Raw genomic sequence first — 20,296 nt, forward strand, 5'->3', positions numbered from 1 at the left:
TTCACGAAGGTCGAGCCCGATGCAAGGAATCGTGACCTGCCTTTACCTCTCGTCAAAGCAGCTTTGCCATAAAGGACATAGCGCCGCCATGATCGCGGGCGTATAGCAAATCGTCTCCCCTTGGCTTCGCGCCATGTCATCCCCCGCGGCCTTGCTGCCTTGTGTGCTCCGCCGCGCCACCGCGAGTGATCCCGGACGATGTCGGATCAGATTTACCAGGCGCCGATGGTTCGGCGCGCCACGCCCAATTTCCGGGTGATCGCGATGATTGTCGCCAGTGCGATGCTGATGGAAAACATCGATGCGACCGTGCTCGCGACCGCGCTGCCCACCATGGCGCACGATTTCGGCGTCGGCGCCCCGGCGATGTCGATCGCCCTGACCTCCTATCTCCTGAGCCTTGCGATCTTCATTCCCGCAAGCGGCCGGATGGCCGACAGTTTCGGCTCCCGCACCGTTTTCCGCTCGGCCATCGCGGTCTTCGTCGTCGGCTCCATCCTCTGCGCGCTGGCGCCGACGCTGTCCTTCCTGGTGCTGGCGCGGCTGCTTCAGGGCATCGGCGGTGCGATGATGATGCCGGTCGGGCGCCTGGTGCTGATGCGCAGCGTCGACCGCAAGGATATGGTCAGCGCCATGTCCTGGCTGCTCGTGCCGGCGCTGATCGGCCCGATCGTCGGCCCGCCGCTCGGCGGCTTCATCGTCACCTATCTCGACTGGCGCTGGATCTTTTATATCAACGTGCCGATCGGCATCATCGGCGTGATTCTCGTCTCGACCTACATCGACGAGATAAACGGCAAGGCAAGCGGTCCGTTCGATACGATCGGCTTCGTCCTCTCGGGCATCTCACTCGGTTCGCTGCTCTTCGGCTTCGAAATGTCGAGCCATGAAGGCGAGGGTGCGTTCTCGATCTTTCTGATCGCCATCGGCCTGCTCTTCGGCATCGCCTATCTCAGACATGCCCGCAAGCATCCGTCGCCGATCATGGATTTCTCGCTGATGAAGGTGCCGAGCTTCGGCACGTCTGTTATCGCCGGTTCGCTGACCCGCATCACGCAAGGCGCGCAGCCCTTCCTGCTGCCGCTGCTCTTCCAGATCGGCTTCGGCCTGTCTGCCGCTGCGGCCGGCCAGATCATCATCGCGACCGCGCTTGGCGCTCTCGCCATGAAGCCGATGGCGAAGTTCGTCTTTCGCCGGCTGGGCTTCCGCAGAAGTCTCGTCCTCAACGGCATCCTCGGCACGATCGGCTATGGCTTCTGTGCCGCCTTCCGGCCGGACTGGCCGATGCCGCTGGTCTTTATCGTCCTGGTGCTCAGCGCCTTCTTCCTGTCGTTCCAGTTCACGGCCTATAACACCATTGCCTATGACGAGATCAGCAGGGAGCGGATGAGCTCGGCCACCAGCTTCTACACCACCTTCCAGCAGCTCATGCTGTCACTCGGCATCTGCATCGGCGCCTTGGCGCTGCACGGCTCCATGGCCCTGTCAGGCACTGAGACGCCGGCCCTCGGCGATTTCTCGGCGGCCTTCGTCGTCGTCACGATCATCTCGATCACCGCCACCTTCTGGAACCTGCGCTTTTCGCCGACCGCAGGCGAGGAGATCACCGGCTACAAGGCCAAACAGACGAAAGGCGCCGTCGCCAAAGGCTGACGCCGCCTTTCCCGGCAGCCCGGAGAGATGCTGGCGACCTGATGAATACGACCACGGATGCGCAGCGGTCGTGCGGCGAGGATATGCATGAAAACAAGGAGATGAAGCACGTCGCTTGAATCAAATTCTATACGACGTCATGGTCCCACGACTTGCCCTCAGTCCCCGTCTTCCATCGCCGCCGCCATGTCCGCGAGCTTGCGCACGGTGTTGAGGTTGCGCGACGTTCCAGGCTTCAACGCCGACAGCTTCAGCTTCGAGCCGCCGGAACCATTGGGATAATGCACATAGATTTCGCGGCCGGCGAGCTTCGCCTCCTCGCCGCCGGGCGCCACCATCGTCTCCAGTGCATCGCCGGGCGCCTTTTCAGGCAGGAAATAGACGAGCAGGAAGTTCGGCTTAGCATCGGGAAAGGGTACGTCGGCAACGATCCCGTCGAGTTCTTTGCGGGTGCGCACCATCACGCCTGGCCGCTTGCCCATCGTCCTGCCGAGCGCCTCGTCGAGCCGCTCCTCCACGGTCTTTTCCGCTTCATCCGAACGGAAAAGCACGTTGCCGCTCTGGATGTAGGTCTTGACGTCGGAAAAGCCCAGGCCTTCGCAGATCGCCTTCAACTCGGCCATCGGCAAAGAGCCGGTGCCGCCGACGTTTACGGCGCGGAGGAGCGCAATATAGACGGGCATTTCGGTGTCTCCCTAGGCGTGTGTGCCGAGCCCGCCCCCCTCTGCCCTGCCGGGCATCTCCCCCACAGGTGGGGAGATTGGCTGGGCGCATCGGCTTCCCCAAACAATCAGCATCCAGCACTGCGAAACAATAGATGGGCAGGAAGTTCAAGCCACTTGTGATCTCCCCACCTGTGGGGGAGATGCCCGGCAGGGCAGAGGGGGGTGCCACACGGCATGCCCCAACCCTTCACATCTTCCCAGCCACCTTGATCGCAAACGCATATTCAAACGCGATCTCTTCCAGCCGCTGGAAGCGGCCCGAGGCGCCGCCGTGGCCGGCATCCATATTGGTCTTGAGCAGGATCGGCGCGTCGCCCGTCGTCTTGTCGCGCAGCTTCGCCACCCATTTGGCCGGCTCCCAATAGGTGACGCGAGGGTCCGTCAGGCCGCCGAGCGCCAGGATCGGCGGATAGGCTTCTGCACCGACATTGTCATAGGGCGAGTAGGATGCGATCTGCTCGTATTCTTCCCTGCTGTCGATCGGGTTGCCCCATTCCGGCCATTCCGGCGGGGTGAGCGGCAAAGTGTCGTCGAGCATGGTGTTGAGCACGTCGACGAAAGGAACGGCGGCGATGAGACCGGCGAACTTCTCCGGCGCCATGTTGGCAACCGCACCCATCAGCATGCCGCCGGCCGATCCGCCCTCGGCGATGATCTTCGCGTAAGATGTGAACTTCTGTTGATTCAGATAATCGGCCGCGGCGACGAAGTCCTTGAAGGTATTCGTCTTCTTGTCCATCTTGCCGTCTTCGTACCAGGAAAATCCCTTGTCCTTGCCGCCACGGATATGGGCGATGGCATAGACGAAGCCCCGGTCGGCGAGCGACAGGCAGTTGGTGTTGAAGCCGGCCGGAATGGTGATGCCGTAGGCGCCGTAGCCATAGAGCAAGCAGGGGGCGCTGCCGTCGAGTGGGGTATCCCTGCGATAGAGCAGGGTGACCGGCACCTTCTCGCCATCCCATGCCGGGGCAAAGACGCGGCGGGTGACGTAGTCGTCGGGATTGTGACCGGACGGCACCTCCTGCGTCTTCAGCAGCGTGCGCTCGCGCGTCACCATGTTGTAGTCGTAGAGCTGCGACGGCGTCGTCATCGACGAATAGGAGAAGCGGATGATATCCGTGTCGTATTCCGCCGCACCCTGCAGTCCCAGCGAATAGGCTTCCTCGGCAAAGGCGATCGCATGCTCCTCGCCGGTCGCCCGATCGCGGATCATGATCTGCGGCAGCCCATCCTTGCGCTCCAGCCACAGAAGATGGCGGGCATAGGCCATGTGGCTGATAACAAGCGTGCCGGGCTTGTGAGCGACCACTTCGCGCCAGTTTTCCTTGACCGGATTATCGACCGGCGCTTCCATGATCTTGAAATCCTTGGCGCCGCCGTCATTGGTGAGGATGTAGAAGACGTCGCCACCCTCGGTCATCGAATATTCGATGCCTTCCTCGCGTGCCGCCACCAGCTTCGGCTCGGCTGTCAGGTTCTTGGTCGATAGCAGCCGGTATTCGCTGGTCTCGTGGTCGTGAATGTCGATATAGATGAAATCGTCGAGCAGCGAGCCGCCGACGCCCATGAAGAAGCCGGCATCCGCTTCCTCATAGACCAGCCGGTCTTCCGACTGGGGCTGGCCGAGAATATGGTGGAACACCTTCGACGGCCGGTGGTTCTCGTCGAGCGCCGAATAGAAGAAGCTCCTGCCGTCGGGCGCCCAGACGCCGCCGCCGCCGGTATTCTCGATCCGGTCGGCAAGATCCTGCCCGGTCTGGAGGTCGCGCACCTGCAGCGTGAAGAATTCCGAGCCCTTATCGTCATAACCCCAGATGCCGCGACTGTGGTCGCTGGTATGGTCGAGGCCGGCGAGACGGAAATAGGCCTTACCGGCAGCCTCCTTGTCGCCGTCGAGCAGCACGGTGCGGATCGTTTCGTCGGCGACATTGCCGTCGCGGGCGATGCGGAAATAACGCGGCTGTTCGCCGCCGGTGACATAGAAGGTGCCGTAGGCATAGGCGCCGTCCTTCATCGGCACCGAGCTGTCGTCTTCCTTGATGCGGCCGCGCATCTCGGCAAACAGCACCTTCTGCAGCGGCTTGGTATCCTCCATCGCCGCATTCATATAGGTGTTTTCGGCTTCGAGATGGCGGCGGATCTCAGGGTCGAGGATCGACGGATCCTTGAACATCGCCTGCCAGTTGTCGGCGCGCAGCCAGGCATAGTCGTCCGTGCGGGTGATGCCGTGGCGCGTATCGGAGACGGGCTTCTTCGGTGCGGCAGGCGGTGTCGGCAGGCTCTTGAAAACGGACAAGGAATGGCTCCGGTGGGAATGTCGGGTTGGCAAGAGATAGAGGCGCGCCGCCGCCGGATCAAGCGGCAAGGACACGGATGACCTTCCACAGACAAGGAGGACGCCCAGCCCACCTTGCCTTGATGTCACCACAATATTTAACAAAGTCCGCTATCTCAGTGAATTTGCACGTGCCAAGCTCCCGGCAAGCTGTCGGCGGTAGGGTAGAAATTGCAGAACAGTAAGGGATTCTCTCCGCAATGCCGAAACGTCTGATCCTGTTTGTATCCCTCGCAAGCCTTGCTGCCCCCGCCTTTGCCGTCGATCCCGCCATCAAGAAGCAGCTGGAAAAACTCGATCCCTCGACCCGCCTGGAACAGAGCTGCGACACCGAGGCGATGAGCCGCATCAACAAGGACAGCACCGGCTTCAAGCCCGACAAGGTGATCGCCTATACCTTCAAGGACCCGATCCCCGGCGACGATTCGCTGGATGCGCCGGGTGCGGTCTTCCGCAGCAAGGGCGACTGGTACCATCTCTCCTACAATTGCATCACCGGTCCGCAGCATATCAACGTGCGCGAGCTCGATTACGAGATCGGCGAGAAGGTGCCGCGCGAGAAGTGGGACAAGTATTATCTCTATGACTGATACGACCCTGTCCGCCCAAAGCGGCTGCGGTGACATCCGGCCGCATGGCGCCAGGAGAGAGCTACCGCTAAAATCGGCAGTTCGAACCATAGAAACCCATTATATGAACCGCATCCTGCTTGCTTCGGCGTTCCTTGTCGTCAGCATCTCCGCTGCATTCGCGGACGGAATTCCGTCAGCCGTGCCGACCGCAATTGGTCTGGTCCCGGCTGCGGTTAGCCCGGCCCCGAAGGCGCCGGCGCCAAAGCTCGTCGAGCCGCATCTGCACATCGCCCGTTCCAACATCGCAGACCATGCCCGCATTGCGCTGACCTTCGATGCCTGCGTGGGGCAGGCGGACGAGCGCATCCTTTCGACGCTGGTGCGTGAACGCATCCCGGCAACGATCTTCGTCACTGCCCGCTGGCTGAAGCGCAATCCCGCAGCACTTGCCGTGTTCCTGCAAAATCCCGATCTCTTCGAACTCGAAAACCACGGCCAGAACCATGTTCCGGCCGTCGACACGCCGACGCTGGTCTATGGCATCGCCTCTGCCGGCTCGCCGCAGGCGGTGCGGCAGGAAGTCGAAGGCGGCGCTGCCGCCATGGTCACGGCCGGCATTCCGGCGCCGCACTGGTTCCGCGGCTCGACCGCCAAATACGATCTTTCCGCCATCGGCGAGATCCGCGCCATGGGCTATCGCATTGCCGGTTATTCGGTAAACGGCGACGGCGGCTCGCTGCTTGGGGCTGTCATCACCGAAAAACGCATCGCCTCCGCCAGGGACGGCGATGTCGTCATCTCCCACATCAACCAGCCGACCCATGCGGCCGGCGAGGGGGTGGCGAAGGCGCTGGTCGATCTCAAGGCCAAGGGCACACAGTTCGTCCGCCTCGAGGATGTCGAGGATACCGGTGACGACAAGACGACCGAATAGAGCGTCCGAATCTCTTGCTTGTTTACCCCCGGAAAACGAATAATGCTGTTTTTGTTTGTTCGGTTGCGGGAACGTAGGGGAGCGCATGGCTCGTGCGATTTGGAATGTCGAAGGCGAAATTCAAAATGAGCTTCATCCCTCCGAAATTGTTGTTTGGACAGGGCAGCCAGGTGCCTGGGGAACTTTCGTTTCCAAGTGTCCTGAATTAATTATCGGCCTCATTTGTGTGATCTCCGGGTGCGTTGGCTTTCTGCCGGCTGACAATGCGCTTGCCGTCGTCGAAAAGGCGGATGGAATAATGGGCATCATATTCCCCGGAGTCTTTTTACTGGCCGGTGTCGCGGCCATAGCGGGCGCGGTTTTCGATATGATCGCTACGGGCCGAACCGCTTACGCCGCCACCGATCGCAGGCTTCTCATCGTTCGAAATCTAATCAGACGACAAGCGACGACGATAGCACCAACGGCCATCAACGTCGTGGAGGTACGGGAAAAATGGGACCGCTCGGGAACCCTCACTTTCCGTCGGGAGGGAGAAGGGGATAGCGTCAAAAAATTCGCCTTTATCGGCATCTCAAACGTTCGCGAAGTGGCTAAACATGTTGAAGAATTGCGAATGAGTGCAAGAAAGCAAGCCAGCTAGACGACTGAAATTTTAGCGCCTTTGGCTTTCCGTCTCGTTTCTATACATTCCAGAATGAAAGCGTGCTAAACCCGGCCCATCCCTGTCGAGCGCGAAATCCTCGAACCAGTCGCGATGCATGCCGGCGAGCATGGCGCCGATCATCTGTGCGGCGAGGTAGGAAAAGGTGATGCCGTTGCCGCCGTAGCCACAGGCTGCGAACACATGCGGTATCTCCGGCACCGGGCCGATCAGCGGCAGGCCATCGGCCGTCTCGCCGAAGGTTCCGCACCAGGCATGAGCAACGCGCGTATCCGCCTTCGGCCACAGCCGCTTCATTTTCTCCTGGATTGCGATGATCTTGGCCGGCAGCTTGCGATCGCGCGCCGCCGCATCGCTCGTCTCGTCGTCCTCGCCGCCGGCGACGATGCGATTGTCCGCCGTCGTTCGCATGTAGAGATAGGGGTGGCTGTTCTCCCAGATCAGTGCCCTGTCGCGCCAGAAATTTGCCGGGTCCTGCGGCACTGTGGCGAGCGCCCAACTCGAACTGACGCGGTGCAGCTTCGGCATGTCGACACCCGGCAACGAATAGCCGGTCGCAAGCACGACATGACGCGCGTCGATGAGATGACCGCTGTCCGTCTCCGCCGTCACGCGATCGCCTTCGCTGTTGAGCGCGGTCACGGAGGCGCTCACCAGTCGCGCGCCGCGCCGCACCGCCATCTCGATCAAGGCCCATGTCAGAAGCAGCGGATCGGCCTCCGCCGAACCCGGCGAATAGATCGCGCCATCCCTGTCGAGTTCGAACTGCGTGAAGAGATCGGGATGTTCGAGATAGACGCCGGGCAGACCCGCCCGGCGACGGAGCTGGCGCTCCTCCAAGAGGTCCCGCGCGCCTTCGCGATTGGCGGCGAGATAGAGCGTGTTGCGCGGCCGGAAACCGCAGGCGATGCCGTTTGCGGCGATCAGCTTGGCAAGGCCGGCGACTGCTGCGCCGCTGCGGCGATAGATGCCGGCGGCGCGCTCGAAGCCATAATAATCCTCGAGTTCGATGAGCGTGCTGTCGGTTTCCCATTGCAGCATCGCCGTGCTCGCCGCGGTGCTGCTGAAACCGGGCTCCTCCCGGTCGATGACAACAACGGAAAAACCGCGCGCCGTCAAATGTTCGGCAACCAATGCGCCGGTGATGCCGCCGCCAATGACGGCGATGTCGGTGGTAAAACTCTGACCGATCGGCCGCCATTGCGGCCCTATGCCGCTTTTGCCCCAGAGAGAGCGGCCACTCACCATCTGGTCGTGATCGGATTCGGCAAGATCGATATCAGATGCCACTGACGGCTCCACGGTTGATCACTTCGGTAACTGCGGCTGCGGCTTTTCCTCGATCAGCAATTCTTCGATAACAGTCATGACGATCAGCGAGAGCGGCAGCGCCAGCATGGCGCCGACGGCACCCCACATCCACGTCCAGAACAGGATGGCGAGGAAAACGACGAAGGGATTGATTTCCAGCCGCCGTCCCATCACCGCCGGGAAGATCAGGTTCTCCATGAGGAGATGGACGGTGAAGAAGGCCGCGGCCGGCATCAGGCCGATGATGAAGTCATCGTAGGTGATGATCCCGGCGACCGCGACGGCAAGTGTCATCAGCGTGATGCCAAGATAGGGGATGAAGCTCGACAGGAAGGCAAAGAAGCCCCAGAGCACCGGCGCCGATAGCCCGCCGGCATAGGCGATGACAGTCATGACCACGCCGAGCCCGACATAGATCAGCGAGGCCGTGGCGAAATAGAAGCCGAGCACCTGCTCGACGGCATTGATGACACGGATGGCCGCCAGGCGCTGCGTGCGGGTGCGGAAGGTCATGATGATCGTCTTGCGCAGGTTGACCCGACCAGCGAGGAAGAAAAGCAGCGCCGCAAAGAAGATCATCCCCTGCACCAGCGCCGGCGTCAGGCTGGTGGTCACCACGTGCAGCACGTTGCCGGTGTTCTCGAGCAGCGCACCGATCGACATCGACCCGCTTTCGAATGTCGCCGGCGTGATATGCAGCCATCTGATACGCTCCAGATAAGGCATGACGCGGTTGATGGTTCGCTCGGCAAAGGCCGGGCCCTCATTGGCAAGCGTCGTCAGTGGGTCGGCGAGCGAGTTGATCAGCAGGAAGATCACCAGCGCCACGCTGCTTGACAGGATGAAGGCATTGGCAAGCCGCGGAACCCCCATCCTGCTGAGCTTTTCTGCCGCCATGCCGAGGATCATGCCGACGACGACGGCAAGTGTGATCGGAATGAGGATCAGCGACATCAGATAGACGGCGGCAAGGAAGAGAATGCCGAAGATACCGATGATCGCCCAGGCCATGCTGACATCGAGCCCGTCCTTTTCCAGCCGGTGCAGCGGTGGCGGCGGCAGCTCCTCGGCCGCCTCCTTCAATGACTGTGCCCAGGCGCTGGTATGGCGCTCGCCGATGGCGATCTTCTTTGCGTGTTTGCGGATGCCATTGGCGATGCCCATGCGGTGAGGTCCCCGAAGCCCCATTGCTTCGTGACGGAAACGCGCCGGTGCGGTTCCGGTTCCGCCGTCAATCGAACCGCTGTGTCCGCTATCGCACAATTGTCGCACCCGGAGCCTGCGACCGCACGAGCGGTCATCATGTGAATGTGAGGCTTTCGCGCCGGAACAAGTTTTCGGTCACGGGAGTTCGGGCTCGGAAGGAGTTACAGCCATGACTGCAGATCGAGATCAGATCAATGCCACCGAGACTTACCGCACCGAGCCGCCCTATGCGGACAAGGCGACGCTTGACGCCTCCGACCAGCGGCGATGGTGGGTCTGGGGGATCATCGCGGCCGGCTTGGCAGTCCTCATCATCGCCGGCGTCAGTGTCGCGATCTGGCCCAACCCCAGCAATAATGATCCAACGGCGACAGCCTCGACCAAGCCGGATCCGATCAATGCGCAACCATCGGGCCCTGGCACCTTCAACAACGATCCTGCCTCCGGCCCGGTAAGGCCTCCGGAAGCTGTGGACCGTTCACCATCGCCGAGTGGAAACGGGGGTGGACCGACGCAGGTGACGACACCATCCGGTGCCGAGAAGGTCCGATAGCCTCTTCGGATCAGGCCGACAGCGTTAGGCCGATGCCCCACGGATCTTTCAAGAAGACGCCGCCGTCGCGCTTCTCGCTGTTGATCTCCAGCGCGTCGAGCTTGGAGACCGCCGTATCCAGCGTCGCCTTGTCGTTGAAACGGATCTTATAGTCCGAAAGCCCGGTCATGTTGCCGGCGCGAGCCATGGCGCCGCGGCTGTTCCAGATATTGGCGCCGAGATGGTGGTGGTAACCGCCGCTCGCAAAGAAGCTCGCGCCGGGATAACGCGCCATCAGCTTGAGGCCGAGCACGTCGCGGTAAAAGGCGTCTGCCTGCGGGATGTCCCCGACCTGCAGATGCAAGTGGCCGATCGCCGTCCCCGCAGCCATGCCGTCCCAGCGCTCACCAGGCGCGCTGTTATAGAGCGCCTGCAGGTCGAGACGCAGGGTCGCCATCTCCATCATGCCGTCCTGATGAAATTTCCACTGTTCGTGCGGCCGGTCGGCATAGATCTCGATGCCGTTGCCTTCGGGATCGGACAGATAGATCGCCTCGCTGACGAGATGATCCGAAGCGCCGTCGAGGACGACATTGTTCTGCGCCGCATGGCGCAGCCAGTGGGCGAGCTCCGTCCGGTTCGGCATCAGGAAAGCGGTGTGGAAAAGGCCGGCGGCATTGCGCGGCGCGATCATGGCATTCTTTGCAGTGGTCAGCGTCAGCAAAGGGAGATCGCCGACACCCAGCACTTCGCCGCTCGCCGTCTTCTCGATCACCTTCAGGCCGAGCATCGATTGATAGAAGCCGGAAACCAGACCGAGGTCGGTCACGACGAGATGCGACTGGTCGATATAAGCGGGCCGCGTCAGCGCATAGGAAGTTTCGGTCGTCATGGATTGTTCTCCTGCCTCTGAATTGGCCTGTAAGATAAAAGGCGCACCTCGGCCGCCGTACTTGATCCCTATATGGCGCATTCCGATTGTTCACAGTAGATCCGCTTTTGAGGATGAAGCGTTGAGCAGCTGTTGACGATGACTTGTGTCCACTTGATCGCGATCAATGCGCCCATATCTTCTTAAGAGGAAACTTATGCATCTCAGTCGTGGAGGGAAGCCATGTACCGGAAGATCATCGTAGCGATCGCGCTCGGCGGCATCGACAAGGGAGAAAAAATCCTTCGCAAGGCCGCGTCTTTGCTCGACGCAGGCGGCGAGATCATCGCACTCAACGTCGTCGAGGATGTGCCGAGTTATGTCGCGATCGAACTGCCGGCCAATATGGTCGAGGACGCCATGAAGGACAGCCGCGAGCAACTGGAAGCGCTGATCGCCGCAGCCGGTGTTGCGGCAACCGTCGAGATCCGCAACGGCCCGCCCGCCAAAGCCATCATCTCGGCGGCTGAAAGCCACGGCGCCGACCTGATTATCGTCGCCTCTCACGTTCCCGACTTTTCCAATTACTTCATCGGCGCCACCGCCGACCGGGTCGTGCGCCATGCCAAATGCTCGGTGCTGGTCGACCGGCAGAAGGTTTGATCTTGCGCAACTGCAGCCTGTCACGAAGATTTACCGCCCGTGCGCTTTGCCGCAGTTGCGCGCCTGCCGGTTCGATGCGACGATTGCAATCGGGGTATGAAACGGATTGGCGTGCATGGCCGAGTTCAACGGCATTCGCTGGGCTTATGACAGATACGAATTGATCGCCGACGGTATCGTCCATGGCGTCGGTCTCGTGCTGGCGTTGATCGGCGCCACTGTGCTGATCTTCTACGCCACGGTCTGGAGTTCCTACGGCGCGCTCGCCGCCGCCTGGATCTATGGCGTCGGGCTGGTGCTGACGCTTGCCATTTCCTTTTCCTACAATGCCTGGCCGGTCTCGCGCACCAAATGGTATCTGCGCCGCTTCGATCATTCGGCGATCTTCCTGCTGATCGCTGCCACCTACACGCCCTTCCTTGAACGCGGCGCCGACGATCCGCTGCTCTTGTTCATGCTGGTCGCGATCTGGCTGTTCGCCGCCATCGGCATTATCCTGAAATGCGTCTTTCCCGGGCGTTACGACCGCTTTGCCATCCTGCTTTATCTCGCTATGGGCTGGAGCGGCGTACTGGTGGCCGAGCCCGTCGCCTCGCGCATTCCCGCCGCCTCGATGCTGCTGATCGTCATCGGCGGCGTCATCTATTCGCTCGGCGTCATCTTCCATGTCTGGGAGAAGCTGCGGTTCCAGAACGCCATCTGGCACGGCTTCGTCGTCACCGCCGCGGCGGTGCATTATTCGGCCGTCTTCACCTGTTTCAGCCTGTCGCCACCAGGCCTCTGAACGACTGATGGGCCCGAAGTCGTTCCTGGTTCGCATCCGTCGTTTACATCTTTTCAGGCGGGGCGTATGCCCGCCTTCGCAAACAATATGAACCGGAGCATCATGACAGACGCTGTCTTCCTCCGCGACGCCACCGAAGCCGATCTTTCCGCCATTCGCGATATCTACAATCACGCCGTCGAGCACACGACGGCGATCTGGAACGACACGCTGGTCGATCTCGAAAATCGGCTGGAATGGTTCGGGGCGCGCAAGGCGCGCGGCTTTCCCGTCGTCGTCGCCGAACTATCGGGCAAGGTCGCAGGCTACGCCTCTTACGGCGATTGGCGAGCCTTCGACGGCTACCGCCACACGGTCGAGCATTCCGTCTATGTCGACAAGGATTGCCGCGGTGCGGGCATCGGAGAGCGGTTGATGCGGGAACTGATCGCGCGTGCTGCAGCCGCGAACGTCCATGTGATGATCGCCGGCATCGAGGCTGAGAACACGGCCTCGATCAGGCTGCACGAAAAGCTCGGTTTCCGTATCGCCGGCAGATTTTCCGAGGTCGGCATCAAATTCGGCCGCTGGCTGGACCTCACCTGTATGGAACTTCGCCTGCCCGGCAAGGTGGATTGATCCGCCTGCCTGGCAATCGTCCGGACTGATCAGCAAGCCATTGTGAACGGCGCGTGCCATCTTTTTATTGTAGTCTGAGCTGTGTAAGAAAGTGGACGGCCTGCTTCGCCGGAGGCGGCCTGAAAGCATCATGGGGGTGAACAGTTCATGGCAATGCAAAGATCGTCGTTCGGTCTCCTTGCCCTCGTCCTTCTAGCATTTCCGCCAGTTGCCGCACGGGCCGCCGATTGCAGCAGTCTGGCCGAGCCGAAGCTCGACTGGCAGGAATGCACCAAGAAAAACCTGATGCTGCAGGGCAGTGATCTCGAGGGCGCCAATCTCGTCGGCACCGATTTTTCGCTGACCGATCTCGCCGGCGCCAATGTCAAATCCGCCAATCTGGAGAAAGCGACGCTGGTGCGTGCCTCATTGGAGGGCGCACATGCTGAAGGCGCCAACTTCGCCAAGATCGAGGCCTATCGCTCCAGCTTCGCCAATATCGCCGCCGAGGGCGCGTCCTTTGCCGGCGCCGAGCTGCAGCGTGCCAATTTCGCCGGCGCCCAGCTCGCCGGCGCGAGCTTCGAAAAGGCCGAACTCGGCCGCGCCGATTTCGACAAGGCGGTGCTGACGGGGGTGAAATTCTCTTTCGCCAACCTCTCCCGCGCCGATCTCTCCAAGGCCACCTTCGAAGGCCCGGCGACCTTCGAGCGCGCCTTCATGTTCCTGACCCGCATCGAAGGCCTCGACCTCTCGGGCGCCGCCGGGCTCGAACAGACGCAGATCGACCTTGCCTGCGGCGATGCCTCGACCAAGCTGCCGGCCGGCCTTTCGGCACCCTCGACCTGGCCATGCCCTGCCGATCACGATTGATTGGGCTTCGCGCGATACCGGCTGGTAAGGCCCTAGGGGGCAACAATGGCTGGCGGGCACACAACCATCTGGCTGGGGACTGTCGGATTCGATTTAGTGCAATCGGAACTCGCCCGCGACGCGACGCCATTCGTTCGGTCCGATCAGCCGCTGGTGGCTATAGCGAACGGAATGCAGCGGCCCGTCAAGCTTGGACTGCCAGAAATCCAGGAATCTGTGCATTTCCGGAAAGTCCGGGGCGAGATCGTAATCCTGCCAGACATAGGTCTGCAGGACCGACTCGAAATCCGGCATGCGGTAGAGGATGTGCGCAGTGGTAAGACCGTAACCGTTGAGCTGGCGCTCTATGTCCGATGAAAATTCCATGCTTCATCTCCGTTTCACGACAACGAGAAGGTGGCGCAAATCTTTGCGTCCATCAACTGATTCTCAACGCAGGAACAGTGTTTGTTGTTCCTTCTCAGTGTGTTAGCAGCCATCCATTGCGAGTGCTATTTTTTTTCGCCAGCCCCTTGAAATGGAAAAACCGCAAAACCAGATCATTCCGCGCAAAACGCTCGACAGAGGTTTGCACCCGCCCGGACCGGTCATCCGGTCCGGCCAGGGGAACAACGTCATCATTGTTTGTCCATTGGAGGAAAACATGTCGTTCCGACCGCTTCATGATCGCATTCTTGTCCGCCGAGTCGATTCCGAGGAAAAGACCAAGGGCGGCATCATCATCCCTGATACCGCCAAGGAAAAGCCGCAGGAAGGCGAGGTTATCGCCGTCGGCCCCGGCGCGCGCAACGATGCAGGCCAGATCCAGGCGCTCGACGTCAAGGTCGGCGATCGCATCCTGTTCGGCAAGTGGTCCGGCACCGAGATCAAGATCAATGGCGAAGATCTGCTGATCATGAAGGAAAGCGATGTCATGGGCATTATCGTGGCCCAGGCCGCCGAAAAGATCGCCGCCTGAGGCGTTCTCAGCGCATTAGTCAAGAAAAGCTGCCTATCGAAGGAGTGAAAGAATGGCTGCGAAAGAAGTCAAATTCCATACCGATGCCCGTGAACGCATGTTGCGTGGCGTCGACATCCTGGCCAATGCCGTGAAGGTGACGCTCGGTCCGAAGGGCCGTAACGTCGTGATCGATAAGTCCTTCGGCGCTCCGCGCATTACAAAGGACGGCGTTTCGGTCGCCAAGGAAATCGAACTCGAAGACAAGTTCGAAAACATGGGCGCTCAGATGCTGCGTGAAGTTGCATCCAAGACGAACGATCTCGCCGGCGACGGCACGACGACTGCGACCGTGCTCGCCCAGGCGATCGTCAAGGAAGGCGCTAAAGCGGTCGCCTCGGGCATGAACCCGATGGACCTGAAGCGCGGCATCGATCTGGCCGTCGACGCTGTCGTCAAAGAACTGAAAACCAACGCCCGCAAGATCTCCAACAATTCCGAAATTGCCCAGGTCGGCACGATCTCCGCCAACGGTGATTCCGAGATCGGTCGTTACCTCGCTGAAGCGATGGAAAAGGTCGGCAATGAAGGTGTCATCACCGTCGAGGAAGCCAAGACCGCCGAAACCGAACTCGAAGTCGTCGAAGGCATGCAGTTCGACCGCGGCTATTTGAGCCCGTATTTTGTTACTAACCAGGACAAGATGCGGGTCGAACTCGAGGACCCCTACATTCTCATCCACGAGAAGAAGCTGTCGAACCTGCAGTCGATGCTGCCGGTTCTCGAAGCCGTCGTTCAGTCCGGCAAGCCGCTCCTCATCATCGCTGAAGACGTCGAAGGCGAAGCGCTTGCTACCCTCGTCGTCAATAAGCTGCGCGGCGGCCTCAAGATCGCTGCCGTCAAGGCACCTGGCTTCGGCGACCGCCGTAAGGCCATGCTCGAAGACATCGCCATCCTGACCGCCGGCACCGTCATCTCCGAAGATCTCGGCATCAAGCTCGAATCCGTGACGCTCGACATGCTCGGCCGTGCCAAGAAGGTGTCGATCGAGAAGGAAAACACCACGATCATCGACGGTGCTGGCTCGAAGACGGAGCTTGACGGTCGCACGGCTCAGATCCGCGCCCAGATCGAGGAAACCACCTCCGACTACGATCGCGAGAAGCTGCAGGAGCGGCTTGCCAAGCTCGCCGGCGGCGTTGCCGTCATTCGCGTCGGCGGCTCGACCGAAGTCGAGGTGAAGGAGAAAAAGGATCGCGTCGACGACGCGCTTCATGCAACCCGTGCCGCCGTCGAAGAGGGCATCTTGCCCGGCGGTGGCGTTGCCCTTCTGCGCGCCGTCAAGGCGCTCGATAATCTCAGCGTGGCCAACCAGGACCAGCGCGTCGGCATCGAGATTGTGCGCCGCGCAATCGAAGCCCCGGTACGGCAGATCGCCGAAAACGCCGGTGCAGAAGGCTCGATCGTGGTCGGCAAGCTGCGGGAGAAGAGCGAATTCTCCTATGGCTGGAACGCTCAGACCGGCGAATATGGCGATCTCTATGCGCAGGGCGTCATCGATCCGGCGAAAGTGGTGCGCGCGGCGCTTCAGGACGCAGCCTCCGTTGCCGGTCTGCTGGTGACGACGGAAGCGATGATCGCCGAGAAGCCCAAGAAGGAGGCCGCTCCGGCCATGCCCGCCGGCCCCGGCATGGACTTCTAAGCGATCGGCCCGCCCTGCTCTTAAGGGCGGGCCTCCCCACGCACTAGCGAATGAACCAAGTTCCATCGGTCAACATCAGTGGAGCCAAGCTATGAGAAAGGAAAGCATCAGCAATTCCATACAGCAGGAAGCCACGGCGGCTATCAGCGCGGCGCATCTGCTTTATCCGGCCAAACATTTCGGTCACCCGCGTGACGTGCTCACCGCCGCCGACATCGGCAATGACGAGAAGCGCGCCATTCTCGCGTCATGGGCATCGGATATTTTCGCGATCGATTCCGCACCGGCCCTTCGCCTTTATCCCGGTGCGGAAACAGCCGTCTCCTATGACGAGATTGTTGAAGCGCTGAAAACGTTGGACAAGGGCGACCAGCAATCTGGCAACCAAGATTCGCCCGCTTCCTCGCGTGCCCACAGGATCCGCCGTCGAAAGCTGCCGCCACGCCGGCTCCCCGGTCTTGGCTTGTGCAGCTACTGGAAAGGAGAACGCCGCCGACAGCTATTCGAAACCTGATCCTCTCTCTACCTGCCGCGTGCCTCTTGAGGACGCAGGCATGATTTTTGCCGACGACTCTTTGCTCAACAGAGGAGGTTTTGCCGATGAAGATCGCTCAGATTGCACCGCTCGCCGAAAGCGTTCCGCCGAAGCTCTACGGGGGAACCGAGCGGATCGTTTCCTATCTTACTGAAGAACTCGTCGCACAGGGACATGACGTCACGCTCTTTGCCAGCGGCGATTCCGTCACCCAGGCGAAGCTGGTGGCGTGTGCGGACGTCGCCCTGCGGCTCAACCCGGCGGTCAAGGACCATCTGCCGCATCAGGTCGTGATGCTGGAGGAGATCCGTCGGCGGGCGGATGAGTTCGATGTGCTACATTTCCACATCGATCTTCTGCATTTTCCGCTGATCCGCGATTTCGCCGATCGCACGGTCACGACGCTGCACGGGCGGCTGGACCTGCCGGATCTCAAGCCATTCTACACGGCGTTCCCGGATATTCCGCTCGTGTCGATCTCCAACGACCAGCGGCGTCCGATGCCACCGGTCGATTGGCGCGGAACGGTCTATCACGGTTTGCCGGCCGATATTCTTCCCTTCACCGAGGACCCTAGGGGCAATTACCTCGCCTTCCTTGGGCGTATTTCCCCGGAAAAGCGCCCCGACCGCGCTATCCAAATCGCGGCAAAGGTCGGAATGCCGCTGAAGATCGCCGCCAAGATCGATAATGCCGACAAGGCCTATTGGGAAGCTGTTATAGAGCCCATGGTGAGGAGGCACCCGCAGGTTGAATTCATCGGTGAGATCAATGAACAACAGAAAGCTGACTTCCTCGGAAATGCGGGCGCTCTGCTGTTCCCGATCGACTGGCCGGAGCCCTTTGGGCTGGTGATGATCGAGGCGATGGCCTGCGGCACGCCGGTGATCGCTTTCGGCTGTGGCTCCGTCCCGGAGGTGATTGACAACGGCATCTCCGGCATCCTGGTCGACAGCGTCACCGAAGCGGCCGAGAACGTCGAATGGGCGCTCCGCCTCGATCGGCGCAGGGTGCGAGCCACATTCGAAAAGCGCTTCACCGCGCAACGGATGGCGCGCGGCTATCTCGACATCTATCGCAACTTGCCCGGCGTTCGTACCAAAGCCGCGCCTATCCGTCGGTCGAATGGTCCAGCGCGCGACCTGCAGGCTGTCGCCTGACGTCAAGGAGGAGACATGTCGAACATTTCTGCGGACAGCAACCCCGCCGCAGCATTGCCAGGCCCGGCGGCACCGGTCGCGCAGTTTTTCATTCCGGCGGCCGCGTCGCTGCAGGAGCGACGGCCGCGTACCCTGAAGCACGGCGATACTTTCGCCGTCTTCGATTACAATGGCGACGCTCTGTCCGGTCCCGGCAGCCCGGAAGGTCTTTTCCATTGCGATACCCGTTATCTCTCGCATTTCTACCTGACGATCAATGGGCAACGGCCGATGCTCCTGTCGTCGACGCTGCGAGATGACAACGCCACGCTGACCTGCGATCTCACCAATCCTGATCTATTCGATAAGAATGGAAAGCTGGCTCTGGCTCATGACCTGATTCATTTGCGCAGGTCACGGTTTCTCTGGAATGCTCGCTGTTATGAGCGGGTGGCCGTGAGGAATTACGACGACCGGCGGCAACATGTCCGAATCCAAATCGCCTTCGAAGCCGATTTCGCCGAACTTTTCGAAGTCCGTGGAACCGTAAGAGCAAGGAGAGGGCGCCATCTTCCCGCCATCATAGAGCAGGATTGCGTCCTGCTTTCCTATATCGGCCTGGACGGCCGCAAGCGGTCGACGCGGTTTTCCTTCGTACCGGAACCGGCCGAAATCCGCAGCAATCTCCTCACCTATGATCTCCATCTTGAGCCGCAGCAGACAAAATCGCTCTTCATCAAGATCGGCTGCGATCAGACCCCCGCCGATCCACCGAGCAACCGCTCCTTCTTCTTGGCCCTGCGGGATGCCCGGCGTGCATTGCGAGCCTCTTCCTCGCGCGCGGCGTCGATCGCAACGTCCAACGAGATATTCAACGAAGCCGCGCGGCGCAGCGTCTCCGACCTCTACATGCTGATGACCGACAAGCCGGAAGGTCCTTATCCCTACGCCGGCATTCCCTGGTTCAGCACCGTCTTCGGCCGTGACGCCCTGATCACGGCGCTTCAGACACTTTGGCTCGATCCGGAGATCGCCCGCGGGGTTCTCGGCCATCTGGCAGCCAACCAGGCGACGGACATCGATCCTGCCTCTGACGCCGAGCCAGGCAAGATCCTGCACGAAATCCGCTTTGGCGAAATGGCCGAACTTGGCGAGGTTCCGTTCCGGCGCTATTACGGCAGCATCGATTCGACGCCGCTGTTTGTGATACTGGCCGGCGAATATCTCAAACGAACCGGTGATCTTGCGACGATCGACCGTCTCCTGCCACATCTGGAAGCGGCACTGACATGGGTCGACGAACATGGCGATCGTGACGGCGACGGCTTCATTGAATATGGACGGCTGACGGAAGAAGGATTGATCAATCAAGCATGGAAAGATAGCCACGATTCGGTCTTCCATGCCGACGGCACATTGGCCAAGGGGCCGATCGCAATCGTTGAGGTCCAGGCTTATGTCTACGCCGCATGGCAAAGTGCTGCCGAAATCTTCCGGCAGACCGGCAGGCCGGAACGAGCGGCGAGCTTTCTCGCGCGGGCGGAGGGACTGCGCCGTGCCTTTGACATCAGCTTCTTCGACGAGGAACTTGGCACATATGTGTTGGCCCTCGACGGAGACAAGCGGCCCTGCCGGGTTCGATCTTCCAATGCCGGCCATGCTCTGTTCGCCGGCATTGCTTATCCTGAACGGGTCGCACAGATTACCCGCACTCTGATGAGTGCCTCGTCCTTCTGTGGCTGGGGCATCCGCACCATTCCCTCCACGGAACCGCGTTACAATCCGATGAGCTACCACAACGGCTCGATCTGGCCACATGACAATGCCTTGATCGCCAGCGGCCTTGCCCGCTATGGCTATCGCGCCGAAGCCGCGCGGATATTCGAGGGATTGTTTGCCGCCTCGACCTATATCGACCTGCGGCGGCTCCCCGAACTCCTCTGCGGCCTGCCGCGCCAGCGGGCACGGGGGCCGACCTTCTATCCGGTCGCCTGCTCGCCTCAAGCATGGGCGGCAGCCGCTCCTTTGTCGCTGCTGCAATCCTGTCTCGGCCTCGACTTCGACCCGAATGGCTTGCGCATCAGCTTCAACGTGCCGCAACTTCCCCCGTTCCTGGACGAAGTGATCTTACGACGCCTGTTGATCGGCAATGGCTCGGCTGACGTCGCCATTCGCCGATCGGGACGCCAGGTCGTGGTGGATGTGATGGATCGCCACGGCAATGTTCAGGTGCTCACGACAGCATGACGGATCAGTGGGGGAGGCG

The 20,296-nt window shown here is 60.9% G+C and carries 20 protein-coding genes; 14 read left to right on the forward strand and 6 right to left on the reverse strand.

What is annotated here, in order from left to right:
- Nucleotides 1-198 precede the first annotated feature (198 nt).
- Entirely contained in the window at nt 199-1,653 is a 1,455-nt protein-coding gene (locus tag N2600_RS05965; RefSeq protein ID WP_260298414.1) for an MFS transporter, read from the forward strand.
- A 158-nt stretch (nt 1,654-1,811) separates the two neighbouring features.
- On the opposite strand, the gene N2600_RS05970 is transcribed toward N2600_RS05965, so the two are convergent.
- Nucleotides 1,812-2,336, reverse strand: a complete 525-nt coding sequence (locus tag N2600_RS05970) for a DUF1697 domain-containing protein (RefSeq protein WP_162118098.1) — start codon at nt 2,334-2,336, stop codon at nt 1,812-1,814.
- A 229-nt stretch (nt 2,337-2,565) separates the two neighbouring features.
- A complete protein-coding gene (locus N2600_RS05975) occupies nt 2,566-4,674 on the reverse strand; it encodes a S9 family peptidase (RefSeq protein WP_260298416.1) in 2,109 nt (702 codons plus the stop codon).
- 239 nt (nt 4,675-4,913) lie between these two features.
- On the opposite strand from N2600_RS05975, the gene N2600_RS05980 reads away from it, so the two are divergent.
- The 3 genes from N2600_RS05980 to N2600_RS05990 all read left to right on the forward strand — a co-directional run bounded on the left by N2600_RS05980 (nt 4,914) and on the right by N2600_RS05990 (nt 6,862).
- Nucleotides 4,914-5,303, forward strand: a complete 390-nt coding sequence (locus N2600_RS05980) for a DUF930 domain-containing protein (RefSeq protein WP_222386191.1) — start codon at nt 4,914-4,916, stop codon at nt 5,301-5,303.
- 103 nt (nt 5,304-5,406) lie between these two features.
- Nucleotides 5,407-6,219 (forward strand): polysaccharide deacetylase family protein, encoded by an 813-nt coding sequence (locus N2600_RS05985; protein WP_260298418.1) that lies wholly within the window; start codon nt 5,407-5,409, stop codon nt 6,217-6,219.
- An 85-nt stretch (nt 6,220-6,304) separates the two neighbouring features.
- A complete protein-coding gene (locus N2600_RS05990; RefSeq protein ID WP_260298420.1) occupies nt 6,305-6,862 on the forward strand; it encodes a PH domain-containing protein in 558 nt (185 codons plus the stop codon).
- Between the two features lie 12 nt (nt 6,863-6,874).
- On the opposite strand, the gene N2600_RS05995 is transcribed toward N2600_RS05990, so the two are convergent.
- A complete protein-coding gene (locus tag N2600_RS05995) occupies nt 6,875-8,173 on the reverse strand; it encodes an NAD(P)/FAD-dependent oxidoreductase (protein ID WP_020486055.1) in 1,299 nt (432 codons plus the stop codon).
- Nucleotides 8,174-8,191: 18 nt separating this feature from the next.
- A complete protein-coding gene (locus N2600_RS06000) occupies nt 8,192-9,358 on the reverse strand; it encodes an AI-2E family transporter (protein ID WP_017963517.1) in 1,167 nt (388 codons plus the stop codon).
- Between the two features lie 211 nt (nt 9,359-9,569).
- On the opposite strand from N2600_RS06000, the gene N2600_RS06005 reads away from it, so the two are divergent.
- A complete protein-coding gene (locus tag N2600_RS06005; protein ID WP_017963518.1) occupies nt 9,570-9,953 on the forward strand; it encodes a hypothetical protein in 384 nt (127 codons plus the stop codon).
- Between the two features lie 10 nt (nt 9,954-9,963).
- Here N2600_RS06005 and N2600_RS06010 read toward each other — a convergent pair whose 3' ends face one another.
- Nucleotides 9,964-10,824, reverse strand: a complete 861-nt coding sequence (locus tag N2600_RS06010; RefSeq protein ID WP_170257679.1) for a VOC family protein — start codon at nt 10,822-10,824, stop codon at nt 9,964-9,966.
- Between the two features lie 222 nt (nt 10,825-11,046).
- Between N2600_RS06010 and N2600_RS06015 the strand changes: the two genes are divergently transcribed.
- From N2600_RS06015 to N2600_RS06030, 4 genes are all read left to right on the forward strand, one after another.
- Complete coding sequence (locus tag N2600_RS06015; protein ID WP_017963520.1) at nt 11,047-11,466, forward strand: universal stress protein; 420 nt, start codon at nt 11,047-11,049, stop codon at nt 11,464-11,466.
- Nucleotides 11,467-11,581: 115 nt separating this feature from the next.
- A complete protein-coding gene (trhA, locus tag N2600_RS06020; RefSeq protein ID WP_026154070.1) occupies nt 11,582-12,250 on the forward strand; it encodes a PAQR family membrane homeostasis protein TrhA in 669 nt (222 codons plus the stop codon).
- Between the two features lie 66 nt (nt 12,251-12,316).
- A complete protein-coding gene (locus N2600_RS06025; protein WP_260110475.1) occupies nt 12,317-12,868 on the forward strand; it encodes a GNAT family N-acetyltransferase in 552 nt (183 codons plus the stop codon).
- Between the two features lie 147 nt (nt 12,869-13,015).
- Nucleotides 13,016-13,717: a pentapeptide repeat-containing protein gene (locus N2600_RS06030; protein WP_260298422.1), complete on the forward strand. Its 702-nt coding sequence runs from the start codon at nt 13,016-13,018 to the stop codon at nt 13,715-13,717.
- A 93-nt stretch (nt 13,718-13,810) separates the two neighbouring features.
- On the opposite strand, the gene N2600_RS06035 is transcribed toward N2600_RS06030, so the two are convergent.
- On the reverse strand, nt 13,811-14,083 hold the full coding sequence (locus N2600_RS06035) for an usg protein (protein WP_017963524.1): 273 nt from the start codon (nt 14,081-14,083) through the stop codon (nt 13,811-13,813).
- A gap of 277 nt (nt 14,084-14,360) precedes the next feature.
- On the opposite strand from N2600_RS06035, the gene groES reads away from it, so the two are divergent.
- The 5 genes from groES (at nt 14,361) to N2600_RS06060 (ending at nt 20,277) form a co-directional block, all read left to right on the forward strand.
- A complete protein-coding gene (gene groES / locus N2600_RS06040) occupies nt 14,361-14,675 on the forward strand; it encodes a co-chaperone GroES (RefSeq protein WP_026154071.1) in 315 nt (104 codons plus the stop codon).
- A gap of 52 nt (nt 14,676-14,727) precedes the next feature.
- Nucleotides 14,728-16,356: a chaperonin GroEL gene (groL, locus tag N2600_RS06045; RefSeq protein ID WP_260298423.1), complete on the forward strand. Its 1,629-nt coding sequence runs from the start codon at nt 14,728-14,730 to the stop codon at nt 16,354-16,356.
- A gap of 91 nt (nt 16,357-16,447) precedes the next feature.
- Nucleotides 16,448-16,870 (forward strand): hypothetical protein, encoded by a 423-nt coding sequence (locus N2600_RS06050; RefSeq protein ID WP_017963527.1) that lies wholly within the window; start codon nt 16,448-16,450, stop codon nt 16,868-16,870.
- An 86-nt stretch (nt 16,871-16,956) separates the two neighbouring features.
- Complete coding sequence (locus N2600_RS06055; RefSeq protein ID WP_260298424.1) at nt 16,957-18,051, forward strand: glycosyltransferase family 4 protein; 1,095 nt, start codon at nt 16,957-16,959, stop codon at nt 18,049-18,051.
- Nucleotides 18,052-18,066: 15 nt separating this feature from the next.
- Nucleotides 18,067-20,277: an amylo-alpha-1,6-glucosidase gene (locus N2600_RS06060; RefSeq protein WP_260298426.1), complete on the forward strand. Its 2,211-nt coding sequence runs from the start codon at nt 18,067-18,069 to the stop codon at nt 20,275-20,277.
- The last annotated feature ends 19 nt before the right edge of the window (nt 20,278-20,296 follow it).

It is taken from the genome of Rhizobium sp. WSM1274 (assembly GCF_025200775.1).
Taxonomy (GTDB): Bacteria; Pseudomonadota; Alphaproteobacteria; order Rhizobiales; family Rhizobiaceae; genus Rhizobium; species Rhizobium leguminosarum_I.